Here is a 17,759-nt window from a genome sequence, read left to right as displayed (position 1 = left end):
ATGGAGGAAGTTTCATGACCGACCACACACTCGCCGGTAGCAGCGTCCTGATCGCAGGAGGGGCGAAGAACCTGGGCGGGCTGATCGCCCGCCAGGCCGCGCGGGCCGGCGCCAATGTCGCGATCCACTTCAATTCCGATGCCAGCAGGGCCGCTGCCGAGGAGACACTCGCGGCCGTGAGGGAGGCAGGGGTGAAGGGGGCGCTCTTCCAGGGAGATCTGACCGTCCCCGCCAATGTCGCGCGACTTTTCGCCGATGCCGAGGCCGCCATCGGCACCATCGACGTCGCGGTGAACACGGTGGGCAAGGTGCTGCGCAAGCCAATCATTGAAACCACCGAGGAAGAATATGACTCGATGTTCGACATCAATGCCAAGGCGGCGTACTTTTTCATCCAGGAGGCTGGTAGGCATCTCGCCGACGGCGGCAAGATCATCACCATCGTCACCTCGCTTCTCGCAGCCTTCACCGACGGTTACTCCACCTATGCCGGTGGCAAGTCGCCCGTCGAGCATTTCACCCGCGCCGCGGCGAAGGAGTTCGCCGATCGCGGCATCTCCGTCACCGCCGTCGCGCCCGGCCCGATGGACACCCCCTTCTTCTACGGACAGGAGACCCCCGAGCGCGTGAAGTTCCACAAATCGCAGGCCATGGGCAACCAGCTCACCAGGATCGAGGACATCGCCCCGATCGTGGGATTCCTGGCCACCGACGGCTGGTGGATCACCGGCCAGACCATCTTCGCCAACGGCGGGTACACCACCCGCTGACCCGTACCGACCGACCGCCCGCAACAAACAAGGGAGAACCCGACCATGACCACATCAGCACTGCCCGAACCCGTCGCCGGTTTCATCGGGCATGTCAACGCACATGATGAGACAGCGTTCCTCGACGCCTTCACCCCCGAGGGGGTCGTCGACGACTGGGGACGGGTGTTCACCGGCCGCGAGGAGATAAAGACCTGGAGCGACAAGGAATTCATCGGTGCCGGCGGGATCCTCACCGTCGAAAGCGTCGAATCGGACGGATCCCGGGTCACTGTCATCGGCGACTGGCGTTCAAGCCACGCCAACGGCCGGGCGAGGTTCATCTTCGAGATCGACGGTGACAAGTTGGAGTCAATGACCATCCGCAAGGTCTGAGCGGCAGACCCGTAGACGGTGTTTCAGTAGACTCTCACCATGAGGCGTCCCCTCCTTCCCGCACTGGTCACCGCCATCGTCACCACCCTGCTTCTCGCTGCCTGCACCATGGAGGCGGGGCCGGGTCCAGCTCCGCGGGAAACCCGGACGGGGGTCCCCACCGCGGGCGCCACGGACTCCGGGGTGGACGCGGTGGCACCGGAACCCGAAGTGGCGGAGGTGGCCGCGGACGTGGAGATTCCCGGCGTTAGCGCCACCGAGCACGGTCACTTCAACGAGGGCTGGGCCATGAGTTTCCTGCCCGGCACGGACTATCTCGCGATCACCGAACGCGGCGGCGCCCTGCAGCTTTGGGACCAGACCGGCGGCGGGGTCCGCCCGGTCGCGGGGGTTCCCGAGGTGTACCACTCCGGCCAGGCGGGACTGCATGACATCATCCCCGCATCCACCTTTGACCGCGACGGTGGCATTTACCTGAGCTGGGTGCGCCCCCACCCAGAGGGCGCGCAGGGGGTGGTCGCCAGGGCGGTGCTCGACGTGGAGCAGGCACTGCTGCACAGCGTGAAGGTTATCTGGGAACAGGAGCCGGCACCGGGCGACGGACACTTCTCGCTCCGGCTGCTCGACCACGACGGCCACCTCTTCGTCACCTCCGGTGACCGCCAGCGTTTCGACCCGGCACAGGATCCCGCCAGCAATCTGGGCAAGGTGATCCGGATGGGACAGGGGAGCGAAAACCCGCGGATCTGGACATCCGGGCACCGCAACCCGCTGGGGATCGACACCGATTCGGAGGGCGGGATCTGGGTCTCGGAAATGGGACCCCGCGGCGGAGATGAACTCAACCACCTGGTCGAGGGCGGCAACTACGGGTGGCCGGAGGCATCGATGGGGGTGCACTATGACAACTCCGATATCCCCGACCACCGTCCCGGCGACGGCTACCGCGCACCGGAGGCGTACTGGGTGCCGTCGATCTCCCCGGGTAGTCTGCACATCTACCGCGGAGGGCTGCTCCCCGACCTGACCGGCTCCGCCATTCTCGGCGGGCTGTCCGGCGAAACCCTGGTGGCGGTAGTGCTCGGGGGAGAGTGGGCAGGGGAAGTGGACACCTGGGCCATGGATGACCGGATCCGTGCGGTGACCGAATCCCAGGATGGCGCGCTCTGGGTCCTTGAGGACGGACCACGCGGGCGGCTGCTGCAGCTGCGTCCGGTCTGAGGCACCCCTCCCGTCACGCCTTCCCCTCGGTGGCTCCGCGCGAAACGGCAGCTGCGGATCCCACCGGCCGTGATCACGCCCTCAATATATTCAGTTCCGCCCACCACCGGTCCCGGCGAGCGCCCCCGGCATGTCTGAGCGTGGCAACCCCGAGGTGGTCACGGTGCCCGATCGGCGGGGCGGGGCGGATGCCCGCGGCGCACCCGACCGGGAATGAACGTAGTGTGGGCCATCACACATCGAACACAAAGGAGAAGCTCATGGCAGATCTCAGGGCACGCGCCCACCAGTTCGCCGAGGCCCACGCCTCGGGAAGAATCCTCGTCCTGCCCACCGTGTGGGACACCTGGAGTGCCGGACTTGCGGCCGAGGTGGGATTCGAAGGCCTGACCATCGGCAGCCATCCGGTGGCCGATTCCATCGGCAGCTCCGACGGGGAGAACATGGATTTCGATGACTATCTCAGGGTGATCGCTCGCATCACCGGTTCGGTTGATCTCCCGGTCAGCGCGGATGCGGAGTCCGGCTACGGCCTTGAGCCCGCGGAGCTGATCGAGAAGCTCCTGGAGGCCGGTGCGGTGGGTGCCAATATCGAGGACGTGGTCCACTCGGAGGGCAACCGTGTCCGCGACCGGCAGGAACACGCTGATTACATCGCCGCGGCGCGCCAGGCTGCGGACGCGGCCGGCGTGGAGTTCGTGATCAACGCCCGCACCGACGCGGTGGCCCTGGGCACCGACGTCTTCGCCGATCCGCTCGAGGAGGCGGTTACACGGGTCGAGCTTCTGGAGCAGGCCGGGGCGCGATCCGTCTACCCCGTCGGCTTGAGCACCGCCGACCAGGTCAGTGAGCTCGTCGCGGCGGTGTCCATCCCGGTGAACGTGACCGCGCATCCCGTGGACGGGCACGGTGCCGGCGGTCTGGACACGCTCACCGAGCTCGGGGTGCGTCGCGTCACCTTCGGCCCGTTGTGGCAGAAATGGCTCAGCGAGGTCTCCAGGAAGCAGCTTGCAACGTGGGTGCACCGCTGAACCCGCGTGCCGACGCCCCCACCACCGGTAACCGCACCGGCCGGGTGGTGGACTCCGGGCCAGGCACTGGGTGCGGGAGCCGCGAAGTTCCTCCGACCCGCTGAACCGGGTCGAGGGCGGACGGGGGTGGGCGTTGCGGCTCCGGCTCCGGGACGGTCCTCGCGCCACGGGCATACACTCTTGTCCATGGAGCAAGAATCACAGGTGGACACTCTCGTCCGGCGGAGAATCAGAGCACTGCGCCTGGCCAGGGGATGGTCCCTGGACACTCTGGCCTCACACGCCTTCCTCAGCCCCTCGAATCTGAGCAGAATTGAAACCGGTGGGCGTCGAATAGCCCTCGACCAGCTGGTCGCGATCGCCCGGGCCCTGGAGACAACGCTCGACCAGCTGATCGAGCCGCCGGAGCACAAGGACGTGATCATCCGGCCGCAGGTGGAGGAATCCCGCGGGATCACGGTCTGGTCACTTAGCGCGGGAGACACGGACAGCGGTCGGGCGGTGGCGAAAATGCGGATCACCCGCTCCGCACCGCCCCCGGAGGAGGCGGTGGTGCATCCGGGCCACGACTGGTTCATGGTGCTCTCCGGAACCGCCGAGCTGCGGCTGGGGGAGAGGCTGATCCCGGTACGGGCAGGTCACGCTGCGGAATTCTCCACGATGACCCCCACGGGTTCGGTGCGCACGGTGGAAAACCGGCCGAGATCCTGACCATCTTCTCCGCGGAGGGACGCCGGGCCCACACCCGGTGACTGCTCCGGTGGGTGTCCCGGGGTGGCAAGCTGCAACAATGATCCCATGATGGAAACACTCGTGGTACGTGACCTCGCCGGCGGTTACGGCCACCGCACGCTGTTCGATTCCCTGAACCTCACCGTGGCGGCGGGCGATGTCATCGGGGTCGTGGGGGCAAACGGCGCGGGAAAATCCACGCTGCTGCGGATCCTGGCGGGTCGGGTCGCACCCCGCGAGGGCACGATCACCCTGACCCCCTCGGATGCCTTCGTCGGTTTCCTTCCCCAGGAGCACGAGCGCGTGGTGGGGGAATCCATCGCCGAATACATCGCCCGGCGCACCGGCTGCGCGGAGGCGACACGCGCCATGGATCTCGCGGCCGGGGCCTTCAGCGACCCCTCCCTGGCGGAGGATTCCACCGCCGACCCGGCCGAGGTCTACTCCCTGGCCCTGGATCGATGGATGGCCAGTGGCGCCGCGGATCTCAGTGACCGGATCCCGGTGGTGCTTGCGGATCTGGGCTTCGGGGTCGATGCGCAACAGGCCGAGCATATCCAGATGACCTCGCTGTCCGGAGGGCAGGCCGCGAGGGTCGGCCTGGCGGCCCTTCTGCTTTCCCGTTTTGATATCGCCCTCCTCGATGAGCCCACCAACGATCTCGATCTCGATGGACTCGAGCGCCTCGAGGCCTTCGTCACCGGCCTGCGCGGAGGGGTGGTGCTGGTCAGCCACGACCGGGAGTTCCTGGCCCGCTGTGTCACCAGGGTCCTCGAGCTGGACCTGGCGCAGTACTCCAACCACGTCTTCGGTGGCGGCTACGAGTCCTACCTTGCCGAACGCGAGGTGCTGCGGCAGCACGCCAGGGAGCAGTACGAGGAGTTCGCCGAGCACCGCGCGGACCTGGTCGGGCGGGCGCGCACCCAGCGGGAATGGTCGAGCAAGGGCGTGCGCAACGCCATGAGGAAAGCCCCGGACAATGACAGGCTCAGGCGTGCGGCGGCCACTGAATCAAGCGAGAAGCAGGCCCGGAAGGTCCGCCAGATGGAAAGCCGCATCGCCCGTCTCGAGGAGGTGGAGGAACCGCGCAAGGAATGGCGCCTGCAGTTCAGCGTGGGGGCGGCCCCGCGTTCGAGCTCGGTTGTCGCCACACTGGGCAATGCGGAGTTCACACAGGGGGATTTTCATCTCGGTCCGGTGTCCCTCCAGGTCAACGCCGGGGACCGCATAGGTATCACCGGCCCCAACGGCGCGGGGAAGACCACGCTTCTCAGTGGCCTCCTCGGCAGGCTGGAGCCGGCTGCCGGCACGGCGAGCATGGGGGTCAGCGTCGCCATCGGTGAGATCGATCAGGCACGCTCCCTGCTGACCGCATCCGAGACACTGGTTGCGGCCTTTGAGCGGGAGGTGCCCGATCTGCCCCTAAATGAGATCCGAACTCTGCTGGCCAAGTTCGGGTTGCGCGCGGATCACGTGGATCGACGGGTGGAGGAACTCTCACCGGGGGAGCGGACCCGCGCCGGGCTCGCCCTGCTCCAGGTTCGCGGGGTCAACCTGCTGGTCCTCGACGAGCCCACCAACCACCTCGATCTGGAGGCCATCGAGCAGCTCGAACAGGCGCTGGCGGCCTATGAGGGCACGCTGCTACTGGTCACACACGATCGCCGCATGCTGGAAGCCGTGGCCACCAACCGGCGCTGGCGGGTGGAGGACGGGCAGGTCCATCAGTTGTGAGCGATCCGGCCGCGGGCTTCGGCTAAACTCTGCTGTTTATGTCTGATCTTCTACCGCCCTGCCCGGAATGCGGCAGCGAATACACCTATGAATCTGCGACCCTGCTCGCCTGCCCGATGTGCGCCCATGAATGGTCGCCCGAAAGTTCGGCTCCGCAACCGGGGGATGTGGCGGAGATCAGGGATTCCGTGGGAAACATCCTCCGCGACGGTGACAGCGTCTCCGTGGTCAAGAGCCTCAAGGTCAAGGGCGGCGGCGGGAAGATGATCAAGATCGGGACCAAGGTCGGTGGCATCCGGCTGATCAGCGATGGCGTCGACGGCCACGACATCGAGGCGAAGGTTCCCGGCTTCGGTTCCATGTAGCTGAAATCCAGCGTGGTCAGGAAACTCGGCTGAGCCTGCACCCCGGGAGGGGACATCCGGGATGAGGGTAGGGTGAACTACCATGTTGGCTGCTCTCTTCGGCGTTTTCTCCGGCGCGCTCATGCCCGTCCAGACCTCCGTGAACACCCGTCTGCGTCGATCGGTCGGGTCGCCGCTGATGGCGTCCTTCTTCTCCTTCCTCGTCGGCACCTGCGCTCTGCTGGTTGCGACGCTGATCACCAGCGGCCACCTGCTGCCCGCCCTCGGGCTGACGGCGGGGCAGCCGTGGTGGATCTACACCGGTGGCGCCCTCGGGGTGGTGGTGCTCACCGGCAACATTCTGCTCTTTCCCCGCGTCGGCAGTGTGCAGACGGTGATTCTGCCGATCACGGGTCAGATCTTCATGGGCCTGCTTATCGACGCCCAGGGTCTTCTGGGGTCACCGCAGGTGGGCCTGGGACCGCTGCGGGTGGGCGGCGCCCTGGCGGTGCTGCTGGGGGCCGCCGCGGTGGTGGGGGCGCTGCGTCCGGGGCGTCGACAGGCACCGCGGCAGCCCGGAATCTGGCTGTGGCGGGCCTTCGGTGTGTTCATGGGTATGTGCTCGGCAACCCAGATCGCGGTCAACGGTCGACTGGGCACCATTCTCGGTTCCGCCGTCGAGTCAGCCCTGGTGTCCTTTTCGGTGGGCACCGCCACCCTGCTGCTCCTGCTGCTGCTGACCAGGACGCCGTGGCGCGGGGTGGAGGGTGGACCCTGGTGGATGTGGCTCGGTGGCATTCTGGGCGCGACCGTCGTCTTCGCCACCGCACTGCTCGGGCCGATCCTCGGAACCGGGCTGACCGTGGTGCTGATGCTGCTGGGGATGATGACCGCCAGCCTGCTGATCGACACCCTCGGGCTGATCGGTGGTGTGCGCATCCGCGTCGGATGGACGCAGCTTCTCGGGCTGGGGATCATCATCACCGGAGTGGCGTTGATCAGGGTGGTGTGAACGCCACGGGGAACGTATCGCTTAGTTGCCGCGTTAACTATCCGGAGGGCACAAATTCCAACCGAAAGGGCATCATGCAGTACATCATCACCGGAGCAACCGGACATTTCGGACGTGTGGCAATCGAGACCCTGCTCGACCGTGGCATCCCGGCCACCGAGATCGTGGCCATCGGGCGCAGCGTGGAAAAAATCAGCGACCTCGCCGGGCGTGGCGTCCGCGTGATCAGGGCGGACTACAATGACCCGGAATCCCTGCGCACGGCATTCGCCGGCGGCGGCAGGTTGCTCCTGGTCTCCGCCAGCGAGGTGGGAAGCAGACTGGTTCAGCACCGCAACATCATCGACGCCGCCCTGGCCAGCGGGGTTGAATTCATCGCCTACACCAGCCTGCTCAACGCCAGGGATGGCGGATTGAAGCTGGCCGAGGAGCACATCGCCACCGAGGACGCCATCGCAGCGAGCGGGATTCCCGCCGTGATCCTCCGCAACGGGTGGTACCTGGAGAACTACACCGGGCAGCTGCCGGGCTATCTGCACAGCGGCGCGGTGCTCGGAAGTGCGGGTGAGGGACGGTTGAACGCCGCCACCCGCAGTGACCTGGCGATCGCCGCCGCGGCGGTGATCTCGGGTGAGGGCCACGAAGGCAGGATCTATGAGCTCGGCGGCGATGAGGCCTTCACCCTCGGCGAACTGGCCGCGACGATCACCGAGGTTACCGGCACCGAGGTCGTGTACAGGGATCTGCCCGCCGCGGAGTTCGAGTCGGTCCTCGTCCAGGCGGGCGTACCGGGGCCCTTCGCCGCCATCCTCGCCGACACCGACCAGGGCATCGCCCGGGGTGCGCTGGCGACCGACTCCACCGATCTTCACCAGCTGCTCGAAAGGGACACCACCTCCGTCCGCAGCGCCGTCGAGGCGGCACTCTAGCGGTCGCCGCTCAGGGAATCCGCCTCGTCCACTCCTGGGTGCCGTACTTCTGCGCGACGAGGTTCTCGGCGGCGGCGAGGTCATCATCGCTCAACGACGCCTCCACCGCGGCGTACCTGGCGCCGAAGGTGTCCTCGAGGGTGGCGATGATCTCCCGCCTCGTGGCCCCGGTCTGTCGTCGCAGCGGATCCACCCGCTTCTTCGCGCTGCGCAGCCCCTTGTCCGCGATCTTCACCTTTCCGATCCGCAGCACCTGCGTCATCATGTCCGCGTCGATGTCATAGGACATGGTCACATGGTGCAGGACGGCGCCACCCCGGCGCTTCTGGGCCGCACCGCCGATCTTGCCCCCGGTGGAGGTGATGTCATTGATGGGTACGTACCAGGCATCCACGCCGTGCAACCTGAGTGCGGCGATGACCCAGCGGTCGAGATACTCGTAGGACTGCTCATAGCTCAGGCCCGCCACCAGCGACTCCGGCGCGTAGAGGGAATAGGTGATGCAGTTGCCGCCCTCCATGAACATCGCGCCGCCGCCGGAGATCCGGCGGACCACCGTCACGCCGTGCTCCCTGACGGCGTCGTCATTGATCTCGTTGGCATAGGACTGGAAGGAGCCGATGACGGTGGCACGGTCGATCCAGTCCCAGATCCGCAGGGTCGGGCCGCGCTGCCCGGACGCGACCTGCGCCAGCAGCAGATCGTCGAGGGCGACATTGACCGGGGTCGGAAGCGGGCCCGGGTTGATGATCTCCCAGGAATGGTCGGTGAAGTCCGTCGCGCCGGTGATCGCGCGCCTGACGGCAACGGCGACGTCCCCCGTGCTGAAGCCGTGGAGCGCCAGGTCCTCGCCGAAGGGTGTGAGTGCGGCGTCGAAACGGGCGGTCAGGGCGCCCGCGTCCTCGTCCACCGACACCCCCGATGCGGCGGCGTTGATGGCATCGAGGGCGGCATCGGGTTCGAGAAAGAAGTCGCCGGACAACTGCAGCTCGGAGATGGTGTCATTGTCGGTGCGGACGTCCACGACGACGAGTTTCCCGCCCTGGACCTTGATTTCGAAGTGGTGATTCATTCCCGCAACCATACCCCCGGTCACGGCGCCGGATTCCGCCCCGCCACCGGCAGCCGGTGGGTCAGTAGTTGGCGGGTGGGTCACTGCCCGGGAATGATTCCTCGCCCCACTCATCGACGAGCTCATCCTCCGTCTCCGGCTGATCCTTCGGCAGTTTATCCGCCAGGTGCTGGTCGCTGGGATCCGGTTCGGCGAAGGGGTTGGTGTTTCCGGTGACGTTTGTGCCCATGGGGAGATCCTCTCAATGGATTTGTGGGGGAGTTGTGCCGGGGACCAGTTTACGCCTCGGGGATGTGGTGGGATCTGCGATACATCGGAACATGTGTGACGGATCACTTCCTGCTAGAATGGCGCGCAGCTGGTCCACACCACCGCGAACAGAGGAGCCGAAGATGGCCGGAACTGTCTCCACCTATGTTGCATTCAATGGTTACACCGCGCAGGTGCTACGGCACTGGCACGAGGTCTTCGGCGGTGAGCTGGAGATCCTGACCTACAGGGACGTCCCGACCGAGGGATTCCCCTTCGAACCGCCCGAGGATGCCGTCGCGCACGGTGTGCTCACCCTGCCGGGCGGACTGATCTCCGGCGGTGACTCCCTCGGCGAGGAGCTGCCGGTCCGTGACACCGCCTACTCGTTGCTGTACAACGCGGAGAGCGTCGAGGGGGCCCGCGAACTCATCGCGAAACTCTCGGCAGCCGGCGGTACCGAGGGCATGCCCTTCGAGCAGGCACCGTGGGGTGGCTGGTACGGGCAGGTGTTTGACAGGTTCGGCGTGATGTGGAGCTTCTCCGCCGAGTGACCACCGGGGCCGCGCGGGAGCCGCCCGACCCCGGGGTTTCCCAAACCGGTCGCCATTGGCTAAGGTGATGATGCACGTCAAAATAGAACACACGGGTGCTCGGTGAGATTCCGGGCTGAGATGCAGGCAAGCTGCGACCGTAGAACCTGATCCGGGTAATGCCGGCGCTAGGGAGGAAGAAAAATGGGTACATCCGTCACGCCCGCCACCAATCGCACCAGCCGTTCATGGCGGGTCATCGACATCGTCATCGCCGCGGTCCTCGGTGTCGCCTGCGGTCTTATCTTCGTCGTCTGGAACTCGATCGGCTATGCCTGGTTCACCGCCTTCGATGCGCTGACGCCGGGTCTCGGCGGCATGGCCGTGGGCATCTGGCTGATCGGCGGGGTGCTCGGCGGACTGATCATCCGCAAGCCGGGGGCGGCGCTGTTCGTCGAGGTCCTCGCCGCCTCCGTGTCGGCGGTGCTGGCATCGCAGTGGGGGATTGAGACCCTGTACTCCGGCATCGCGCAGGGCCTGGGCGCGGAGATCGTGTTCGCCCTGTTCCTCTACCGTCGCTTCACCCTGCCCGTCTCCGTTTTGGCCGGAATGGGTGCGGGTGTCGGTGCCTATCTCCTCGAAACCGTTCTCAGCGCCTACTTCGCCATGTCGCTGGCGTTCAACATCATCTACTTCAGCTGCCTGATGCTCTCCGGGGCACTGCTGGCGGGGGCGCTGGGATACTTCCTCGTCCGCGCACTGGCCGCGACCGGGGCGCTGGACCGCTTTGCCGCGGGACGTGAGCTGCGACCCCGGGTCTAGGAGATGACCATCGCAACGGGCGCGCGGGTGGAGGCCCGCCGGTTCTCCTACCGTCACGGATCCCGCCGCGATCCGGCGCTGAGCGACGTCAGTTTCCGCATCGAGCCCGGTGAGCGCGTCCTGCTCACCGGTGACTCGGGGTCCGGAAAATCGACGCTGCTCGCCGCGCTAGCCGGCGTGCTCGACGATGACGGGGAGCCGAGCGGATCCCTGCTTGTCGACGCCGACTCCACCGGCCTGGTGCTGCAGGACCCGGACGCACAGACCGTCGCCTCCCGGATCGGCGACGATGTCGCCTTCGGATGCGAGAACCTCGGGGTGCCGCGGGAGGAGATCTGGCCGCGGGTCGAGGCCGCGCTGGAGATGGTCGGACTGGATCTCCCACTCGACCACCCCACCCGGCACCTGTCCGGTGGCCAGAAGCAGCGCCTGGCACTGGCGGGGGTCATCGCGATGGGTGCCAGGCTGATCCTCCTGGATGAACCGACCGCGAACCTCGATCCCAGGGGCCAGCGCGATGTCATCGATGCGGTGGACAACGTGGTGCGCCGAACCGGCGCCACCCTGATCGTTGTGGAGCACCGCCATGAGTTGTGGACGCCCCTGGTTGACCGCGTCCTGCAGGTCAGCGACGGTCACGTCCGTGAGATCGCCGCAGCCGACCTCGACGTCGAGGTGGTGCTCCCGGAGCGTCGTCACGTATCCGGTTCCGCACTTGTGGCGGCGCGGGATCTGCTGACCCAGTGGGGCAGCCCTCGCAGCTTCTCCATCCCCGAAGGGGCCTCCACCGTGATCACCGGTGCCAACGGCGCCGGGAAATCCACCCTCGCACTGACCATCGGCGGACTGATTCCGCCCAGGAGGGGTCAGCTCGAGCTCAGCGGGCATCTCCGGTCGGGGTTGCAGAAATCGGTGCACACCTGGAAATCCGCCGACCTCGCGCGCAGGATAGGCACGGTATTCCAGGATCCGGAGCACCAGTTCGTTTCCCGAAGTGTCCGCGAGGAGCTGGAGGTCGGGCCGCGGATCATGGGTATCGGCGCGAGCGAGCGGATCGAGGAACTGCTCGACCGGCTGCGACTGCGGCACCTGCAACAGGCGAACCCCTTCACCCTCAGCGGTGGCGAGAAGAGAAGACTGTCGGTGGCCACGGCCCTGGTCGCGGCACCGGCGCTGCTGATTCTCGATGAACCGACCTTCGGCCAGGACCCCTCCACCTTCCGCGAGCTGGTGTGGCTGCTGCGCGAGCTCAGTGATTCCGGAACAACAATCATTTCCGTGACCCACGACCCGGACTTCATCCGCGCGCTGGGCGACCACCACCTGGAGCTGACATGAATCTGGTGCGGGAAGTCAACCCGGTCACCCGGATCCTCGCGCTGATCGCACTGACCACACCTCTGCTGATCAGCGTCGACGTCGTCTCGGCCGGTATTGCGCTCACGGCCACGGTGCTCCTGGCGCCCCTGGCAGGGGTCACCTGGACCATGCTGATCACCCGGGGCTGGCCGCTGTTTCTCATCGCTCCTATCGCCTCGCTGTCCATGGCGCTCTACGGACGGCCCCAGGGTCGTGAGTACTTCAGTTTCCTGCTCGCCCACGTCACCGACAACTCGCTGTCCCTGGCGCTCGCCATCGGGGTGCGCGTGCTGGCGGTGGGGCTGCCCGTCGTCGTCCTGATCGCACGCGTTGATCCCACCGACCTCGGTGACGGACTCGCCCAGGTGGCCAGGCTGCCGGAGCGCTTCGTCATCGGAGCGGTGGCGGGCGGCCGGCTGGTGACGCTCTTCCGTGAGGACTGGCAGTCCATGTCGCGGGCCAGGCGTGCGCGTGGCATCGCCGACCGCGGACGCATCAGGCACCTGTTGACCATGGCATTCGGTCTGCTGGTGCTCTCGCTGCGGCGCGGATCGAAACTGGCCACCGCGATGGAGGCGCGCGGATTCGGCCGCGGGCACTCCCGGACCTGGGCCAGACGGTCCACGGTCGGAGTCCGCGACGCCCTGCTGGTGGCGGTGTGCCTGGCCATCTCAATCCTCGCGGTGATGGTCTCCGTACACACCGGCTACTTCAGGTTTCTCGGAACATGATAACCATCCTCATCGACGGTGCGTCCGGATCCGGCAAGACCACACTCGGCCGCGAACTGGCTGAACTCACCGGCTTCCAGCTCGTCCACCTGGATGACTTCTATCCCGGTTGGGCCGGCCTGGCCGCGGCGTCGACGATGGTGGCAACCGATGTGCTCGACCCGGTCAGGCCCGGTTTCACCCGATATGACTGGGTGGGACAGAAACCGGCGGACCGCGTCGAGCTGCACCCCCGACGGAGCCTGATCGTGGAGGGTGCGGGGGCGGTGACGCGGGCGTCGAAGGCCGCAGCCCTGAGGCTGGGGAGCGTGATCACGGTGCGTCTGAATGCACCCGAGCCGATGCGGCGGGAGCGGGCACTGGCCCGTGATCCCGCCTACGCGCCATGGTGGGACATGTGGGCGGAACAGGAACGAATCCACTTCGCCGGGGACGGTGACGTCGAGGTCGATCATGACCTATGGTTGTAGGTGATCTCCTGGGACGACCCGGGCGGGTCGAGCTGACCACCGGGGACGGCCCCGCCGTTTTTCAGGGAATGTGCACACATGCCGTCCAGGTACCTCAGACCCATCGACTACTCCAGGATGCTCGCCGGATGGCTGGTCGTCCTTCTTCTTCCCGACCGCCTCCCCGCGGCGGTTCTCCTCATCGCGGTTGTCGCGGTGATCATGTTCTGCGCCTTCGGGGTGGTGACGCAGGCGGAGAAACTGGCCGGCATCCTCGGAGATCCCCTCGGTTCCCTGGTGCTGACGCTGTCCATCGTGATCATCGAGGTGATCCTCATCGTCGCGGTGATGCTCGGACCGGGGCAGGCCCCGACGATCGCCAGGGACTCCGTGATGGCGGTATCCATGATCATCCTCGCCCTGGTGACCGGACTGTCACTGCTTGTCGGAGGGATCCGCCACGGCGGAATGGACCACAACGGTACCGGAACCCGGACCTACCTCAGCCTCATCGCCGTGATGGCCACCACCACCTTCGCGCTGCCCCACCTTCTGGGCACAGGGGGTGCCTACGGCAGCCTCCAGGCGGTGCTGGTGGCCGTATCGACGCTCGCGCTCTACACCTTCTTTCTCCGGCGGCAGCTCGGGGCGCAGGCCGGGGACTTCCGGGAGCCGGACACCGGAGGGGATCGCCACGAGGAGCACGCGGTGTCGGGACATCTCGAGGTCGCGCTCCGGATATCGGTCCTGATCATCACCGTGCTGCCCATTGTGGTGCTCTCCCACCGGATGGCGGCGGCGATGGATTCCGTGCTCGGCGACCTCGGGGCACCACCGGCGCTGGCGGGCATGGTCATCGCGGTGATCGTCTTCCTACCCGAGACCATCACCGCTCTGCGGGCGTCCTGGGATGGACGCACCCAGAGGATGAGCAATCTCGTCCACGGCGCTCTCGTCTCCACCGTGGGGTTGACCATCCCGACAGTGCTGCTGATCGGGGTGCTCGGAGACCGGGCCGTGGTGCTGGGCGAGACACCGGCCAACCTGGTCATCCTCGGCCTGGCGGTGGTGGTGTCCATGGCGGTGTTCAGCGGACGCAGAGTCAACGCCGTACATGGCGCGGCCCTGCTCATGATCTTCGGCATCTATATGATGGCACTGTTGAGCTGAAGCGGTAGCAGGGAGGACATCGATGGTGAAACTCTTGACTGGAGCGGGTGGAAGCGGGTGCTCGTTGTTGTCGCCCATCCCGACGACCCCGAGTACGGACTGTCGGCGGCGGTGAAGCACTGGACATCCGCGGGCGTCGAGGTCTCCTACCTCCTGCTCACCCACGGGGAGGCGGGGATCTCCACACTGGTCCCGGAGGAGACCGGCCCCCTGCGCGCCGCCGAGCAGCGCGCGGCCTGTACGGCCGTCGGCGTTGGTGACCTTGTTATTCTCAATCATCCCGATTCCATGCTGGTCTACGGACTGGATCTGCGGTTGGATATCGCCAGGGAGATCCGTCGTGTGAAACCCGATGCCGTGGTCACCGCGAGCTTCGAGGTGGAAGCCTACGGCGGATTCAACCAGGCCGATCACCGTGTCGCGGGGCTGGCAGCACTCGACGCCACCCGCGACGCCGGAAACCCCTGGGCGCACCGAGGGTTGCTCGGCTCCGAGCAGCCGTGGAACGTCGACCAGTTCCTGATCTTCGGTGCCGATGACCCCAATGTCGGACTTCCGGTGTCCCGGGGGTGTGTGGATGCGGCGATCGAATCACTGCGCTGCCACTCCGCCTACCTTGCGGCTCTTCCCGGCCACCCGGCACCGGAGGACCTCATCCCCGCGGCACTGCGTGGCCCCGCCGAGCTCTTCCCCGACCCCGGGGTGGAGTTCGCGGTGAACTTCACCATGCACAGCATCTGAGGCGGACCCCCGGTGCCGGGCCCACGGTCGGCGGAATTGCCCTTTGATGCCGGGGGTACATGGCAGGAGACACCCCAACTCCCTAGGATGGTCGGCATGGCAACTACACATTTCAAAGGAACAGAAACCGCAACCGTCGGAGAGATCCCGACAGTGGGGGAGAAACTCCCGGACTTCCTGCTGGTGGGAAGCGATCTCGCAGAAATCTCGCTGGCGGACTTCAGCGGCCGTCGACTGCTACTGAACATCTTCCCCTCGGTGGACACCGGGGTGTGCGCCACCTCGGTCCGGAACTTCAACGAGCGTGCAGCAGGGCTGGAGAACACCACCGTGCTCTGCGTATCCAAGGACCTTCCCATGGCACTGGGGCGCTTCTGCGCAGCAGAGGGCATTGAGAACGTCACCGTGGCGTCGGCGTTTCGCTCCAGCTTCGGCGAGGATTACGGGCTCACCCTCGAGGAATCCCCGCTGAAGGGACTGCTCGCACGCGCGGTCATCGTCGCCGATGGTGACGGTACCGTGCTCTACACCGAGCTGGTCGATGAAATCACCACCGAACCCGACTACGACGCAGCGCTAGGCGCACTCTAGGCGCATCCGGTAGCCGCTGCACCGGCCCCTACTGTGGGGGTGCCTCACTTGGTTCCACGGGTTCGTCCCGGACATCCCCGTTCGGGGGTGTATGGATCACGGTGGTGGTCGGTGGTTGTGGCGGAGCGGTCGGTTCATCTTGGCCCGCCATGTCGAGCGTCGGAGGGGGATCAGCCTTGGGCGGAAGTGCCACCGGCGGGTCGGTAAACGGCGGCCTGGGGCGGGTCGTGGTGACCCGTGGACCCGCATCCGATGGCGCCGGGAGCGAACCCGCGGTCGGCGGGGGAGCGGGTGCGAAGGTACCGGATCCGGGAGGAGCGGTGGTTGGACCGCTGGGCCGTTCAGCCCAGATCGGCCCGTTGTCATCGTTGTCGCGGGTCCGGGTCCGCCCTTCCGTCCGCCGCTGCGACTCCGGATGCTGCGGCGAGTTGCGGGGTGACGTTGACCGGTTCTCACCGGCCGTTCCGGCATTGGCTTCCGGGGTGGACTGCGGTGCGGTGGATTCGGTGGTGAAGCTTCCATCCTCCGACCCGTCCTGAGCGGCCGGATGCTGGGGCATCAGGGCGATCTGCTGGGGAAGGTCGGTCCGATACAGGTCCCCCGTGAAAGCCGGCGATTCGCTCGGCTCCATCTGCCCGGGGTTCTTCGGCAGGGTACGCACCTGCGTCAGATCCGTCTGGTGCATCGACGATGAGGAATCGAGAAAAAGCCCGATCATGGCGAAGGCGAGCGATGGCAGCGCGGTGCTCAGCGCGAGGGGGCCGATCAGGCTCCAGAGGCGGGGTTGGCGGTGGCTGAGCGTGTCACGGCTGCGGCACATGTACACCCACCCACCGAGGAAGGTCGAGACCAGTCCGAGCGCGCCGAAACCGACGGCGTGGTGCCCGTTGAGGTTCGAGGAGGACAGCCCGAACAGGATGCTCACCGCACCCAGGACGATCGCCAGGAACGGCAGGTTCCGTTGCAGGCCGGGGATGATGCGTTCACGCAGCCGGGTCGGAGGCGCCGCCGGTGCCCCGGAGGGGAACTCCAGGGGAGGATAGTCCCGGGGGCGGGCACGGAACCCGACGAGGGCGGGCAGGGGTTTGACCGGAAGTGAATTCTGCCGGATGGTCCATTCACCCATTGCCAGGGCATCGATGAGGAGGCTGATCACCCCGGTGGTGCTGTTCCTTGTGACATAGGCCCGCACCACCGGAACCAGGAGGCGCTTACTGAAGTACTCATGGATGTCGTGGGCCCAGCACAGGGAGTCCGCGTCCAGAATCGCGCATTCGGAACCGTTCAGATAGAGCAGGGCCACATCATTGACGATTCGGAACTCCATGAGCACCTGCGCGCGGTCCGGAAGGCAGGAGAACGGGCTGTTGAGGATCGGCTCTGCACGTCGGAGGGTGCCCGTCGGCAACAGGGACCAGTCCGATTCGGGTGGGTTGTTGACGGGAACCGAGAAGGAGTCGGTGCGCAGAGACACCGTGGCGGAGGGGGGACCGATCGTGTCGATGCTCAGCAGGCAGGTGGGGATGCGCTCCGAGGCGTAGAGCCGGGCGATCTGGCTGCGGGTCAGGATTCCGGGGTCGGGGAGGCTGCCGACGGCCACCCCACCGATCATGATGGCGATGTGTCCGGTGGAGGTCGGCACGAGCCGGGCCTCGGTATGGAAGGTGTCCCCGGTTGCGCTGGCGGCCAGTGAAGTGAGCACCGCGGGATCGGCGTCCTCCAGCGATATGACCGTCAACCTCGACGGGCAGTCGGAGGTGCTGGGCCAGTAGACGGGGTAGGTGCGGGCCGTTTGTGGACCATGGAGGTCAGCGTGGGACAAGGACAGTCCGTCGGAGCTGACCCCGAGTCCCTGACCCTCCATGTTTCCTCCTGTTGAAACCAAAAAGGCGCC

At 66.6% G+C, this 17,759-nt stretch carries 19 protein-coding genes and 1 pseudogene; 17 read left to right on the top strand and 3 right to left on the bottom strand.

The window, feature by feature from the left end; all coding sequences use genetic code 11:
• The first annotated feature begins 14 nt into the window (after positions 1-14).
• The 9 genes and pseudogenes from B7E02_RS10125 to B7E02_RS10085 all read left to right on the top strand — a co-directional run bounded on the left by B7E02_RS10125 (position 15) and on the right by B7E02_RS10085 (position 8,148).
• The gene (locus tag B7E02_RS10125) at positions 15-770 is read left to right on the top strand and encodes an SDR family oxidoreductase (RefSeq protein ID WP_080795684.1); all 756 of its coding nucleotides are present in this window, start codon (positions 15-17) and stop codon (positions 768-770) included.
• A gap of 45 nt (positions 771-815) precedes the next feature.
• The gene (locus B7E02_RS10120; protein ID WP_080795681.1) at positions 816-1,145 is read left to right on the top strand and encodes a nuclear transport factor 2 family protein; all 330 of its coding nucleotides are present in this window, start codon (positions 816-818) and stop codon (positions 1,143-1,145) included.
• 39 nt (positions 1,146-1,184) lie between these two features.
• Positions 1,185-2,366, top strand: a complete 1,182-nt coding sequence (locus tag B7E02_RS10115) for a PQQ-dependent sugar dehydrogenase (protein ID WP_080795680.1) — start codon at positions 1,185-1,187, stop codon at positions 2,364-2,366.
• A gap of 260 nt (positions 2,367-2,626) precedes the next feature.
• Positions 2,627-3,397, top strand: coding sequence for an isocitrate lyase/PEP mutase family protein (locus B7E02_RS10110; protein WP_080795677.1), 771 nt, complete (start codon positions 2,627-2,629; stop codon positions 3,395-3,397).
• Between the two features lie 186 nt (positions 3,398-3,583).
• Positions 3,584-4,149: pseudogene (locus tag B7E02_RS10105) on the top strand (helix-turn-helix domain-containing protein).
• 46 nt (positions 4,150-4,195) lie between these two features.
• Entirely contained in the window at positions 4,196-5,863 is a 1,668-nt protein-coding gene (locus B7E02_RS10100; protein WP_080795675.1) for an ABC-F family ATP-binding cassette domain-containing protein, read from the top strand.
• 38 nt (positions 5,864-5,901) lie between these two features.
• Positions 5,902-6,228: a zinc ribbon domain-containing protein YjdM gene (locus B7E02_RS10095; RefSeq protein ID WP_080795673.1), complete on the top strand. Its 327-nt coding sequence runs from the start codon at positions 5,902-5,904 to the stop codon at positions 6,226-6,228.
• Between the two features lie 82 nt (positions 6,229-6,310).
• Entirely contained in the window at positions 6,311-7,219 is a 909-nt protein-coding gene (locus B7E02_RS10090) for a DMT family transporter (protein WP_080795671.1), read from the top strand.
• A gap of 74 nt (positions 7,220-7,293) precedes the next feature.
• Positions 7,294-8,148, top strand: a complete 855-nt coding sequence (locus tag B7E02_RS10085) for an SDR family oxidoreductase (protein WP_080795669.1) — start codon at positions 7,294-7,296, stop codon at positions 8,146-8,148.
• Between the two features lie 10 nt (positions 8,149-8,158).
• Here B7E02_RS10085 and lplB read toward each other — a convergent pair whose 3' ends face one another.
• Positions 8,159-9,220, bottom strand: a complete 1,062-nt coding sequence (gene lplB / locus B7E02_RS10080; RefSeq protein WP_080796895.1) for a lipoate-protein ligase small subunit — start codon at positions 9,218-9,220, stop codon at positions 8,159-8,161.
• A gap of 61 nt (positions 9,221-9,281) precedes the next feature.
• Complete coding sequence (locus B7E02_RS14390) at positions 9,282-9,449, bottom strand: hypothetical protein (protein ID WP_179129708.1); 168 nt, start codon at positions 9,447-9,449, stop codon at positions 9,282-9,284.
• 163 nt (positions 9,450-9,612) lie between these two features.
• Between B7E02_RS14390 and B7E02_RS10075 the strand changes: the two genes are divergently transcribed.
• The 8 genes from B7E02_RS10075 to tpx all read left to right on the top strand — a co-directional run bounded on the left by B7E02_RS10075 (position 9,613) and on the right by tpx (position 15,865).
• Positions 9,613-10,023, top strand: a complete 411-nt coding sequence (locus B7E02_RS10075; protein ID WP_080795667.1) for a VOC family protein — start codon at positions 9,613-9,615, stop codon at positions 10,021-10,023.
• 183 nt (positions 10,024-10,206) lie between these two features.
• Positions 10,207-10,824 carry an ECF transporter S component gene (locus B7E02_RS10070; RefSeq protein ID WP_080795665.1) on the top strand — a complete coding sequence of 206 codons (618 nt, stop codon included), beginning with the start codon at positions 10,207-10,209 and terminating at the stop codon, positions 10,822-10,824.
• Positions 10,825-10,827: 3 nt separating this feature from the next.
• A complete protein-coding gene (locus B7E02_RS10065) occupies positions 10,828-12,162 on the top strand; it encodes an ABC transporter ATP-binding protein (RefSeq protein ID WP_080795662.1) in 1,335 nt (444 codons plus the stop codon).
• On the top strand, positions 12,159-12,914 hold the full coding sequence (locus B7E02_RS10060) for an energy-coupling factor transporter transmembrane component T family protein (protein ID WP_080795661.1): 756 nt from the start codon (positions 12,159-12,161) through the stop codon (positions 12,912-12,914). Before B7E02_RS10065 ends, B7E02_RS10060 begins: the two co-directional genes overlap by 4 nt.
• Positions 12,911-13,384, top strand: coding sequence for a nucleoside/nucleotide kinase family protein (locus B7E02_RS10055; RefSeq protein WP_080795657.1), 474 nt, complete (start codon positions 12,911-12,913; stop codon positions 13,382-13,384). Before B7E02_RS10060 ends, B7E02_RS10055 begins: the two co-directional genes overlap by 4 nt.
• A 78-nt stretch (positions 13,385-13,462) precedes the next feature.
• Positions 13,463-14,533 carry a calcium:cation antiporter gene (locus tag B7E02_RS10050; protein WP_080795654.1) on the top strand — a complete coding sequence of 357 codons (1,071 nt, stop codon included), beginning with the start codon at positions 13,463-13,465 and terminating at the stop codon, positions 14,531-14,533.
• Positions 14,534-14,590: 57 nt separating this feature from the next.
• Positions 14,591-15,274 carry a PIG-L deacetylase family protein gene (locus B7E02_RS10045; protein ID WP_080795651.1) on the top strand — a complete coding sequence of 228 codons (684 nt, stop codon included), beginning with the start codon at positions 14,591-14,593 and terminating at the stop codon, positions 15,272-15,274.
• Between the two features lie 96 nt (positions 15,275-15,370).
• Positions 15,371-15,865, top strand: coding sequence for a thiol peroxidase (gene tpx / locus B7E02_RS10040; protein WP_080796894.1), 495 nt, complete (start codon positions 15,371-15,373; stop codon positions 15,863-15,865).
• Between the two features lie 28 nt (positions 15,866-15,893).
• On the opposite strand, the gene B7E02_RS10035 is transcribed toward tpx, so the two are convergent.
• A complete protein-coding gene (locus B7E02_RS10035; RefSeq protein ID WP_080795648.1) occupies positions 15,894-17,729 on the bottom strand; it encodes a hypothetical protein in 1,836 nt (611 codons plus the stop codon).
• Positions 17,730-17,759: the final 30 nt, after the last annotated feature.

The organism is Corynebacterium pacaense, from assembly GCF_900169525.1.
Lineage (GTDB): Bacteria > Actinomycetota > Actinomycetes > Mycobacteriales > Mycobacteriaceae > Corynebacterium > Corynebacterium pacaense.
This window is presented reverse-complemented; position numbering and strand designations above follow the sequence as displayed.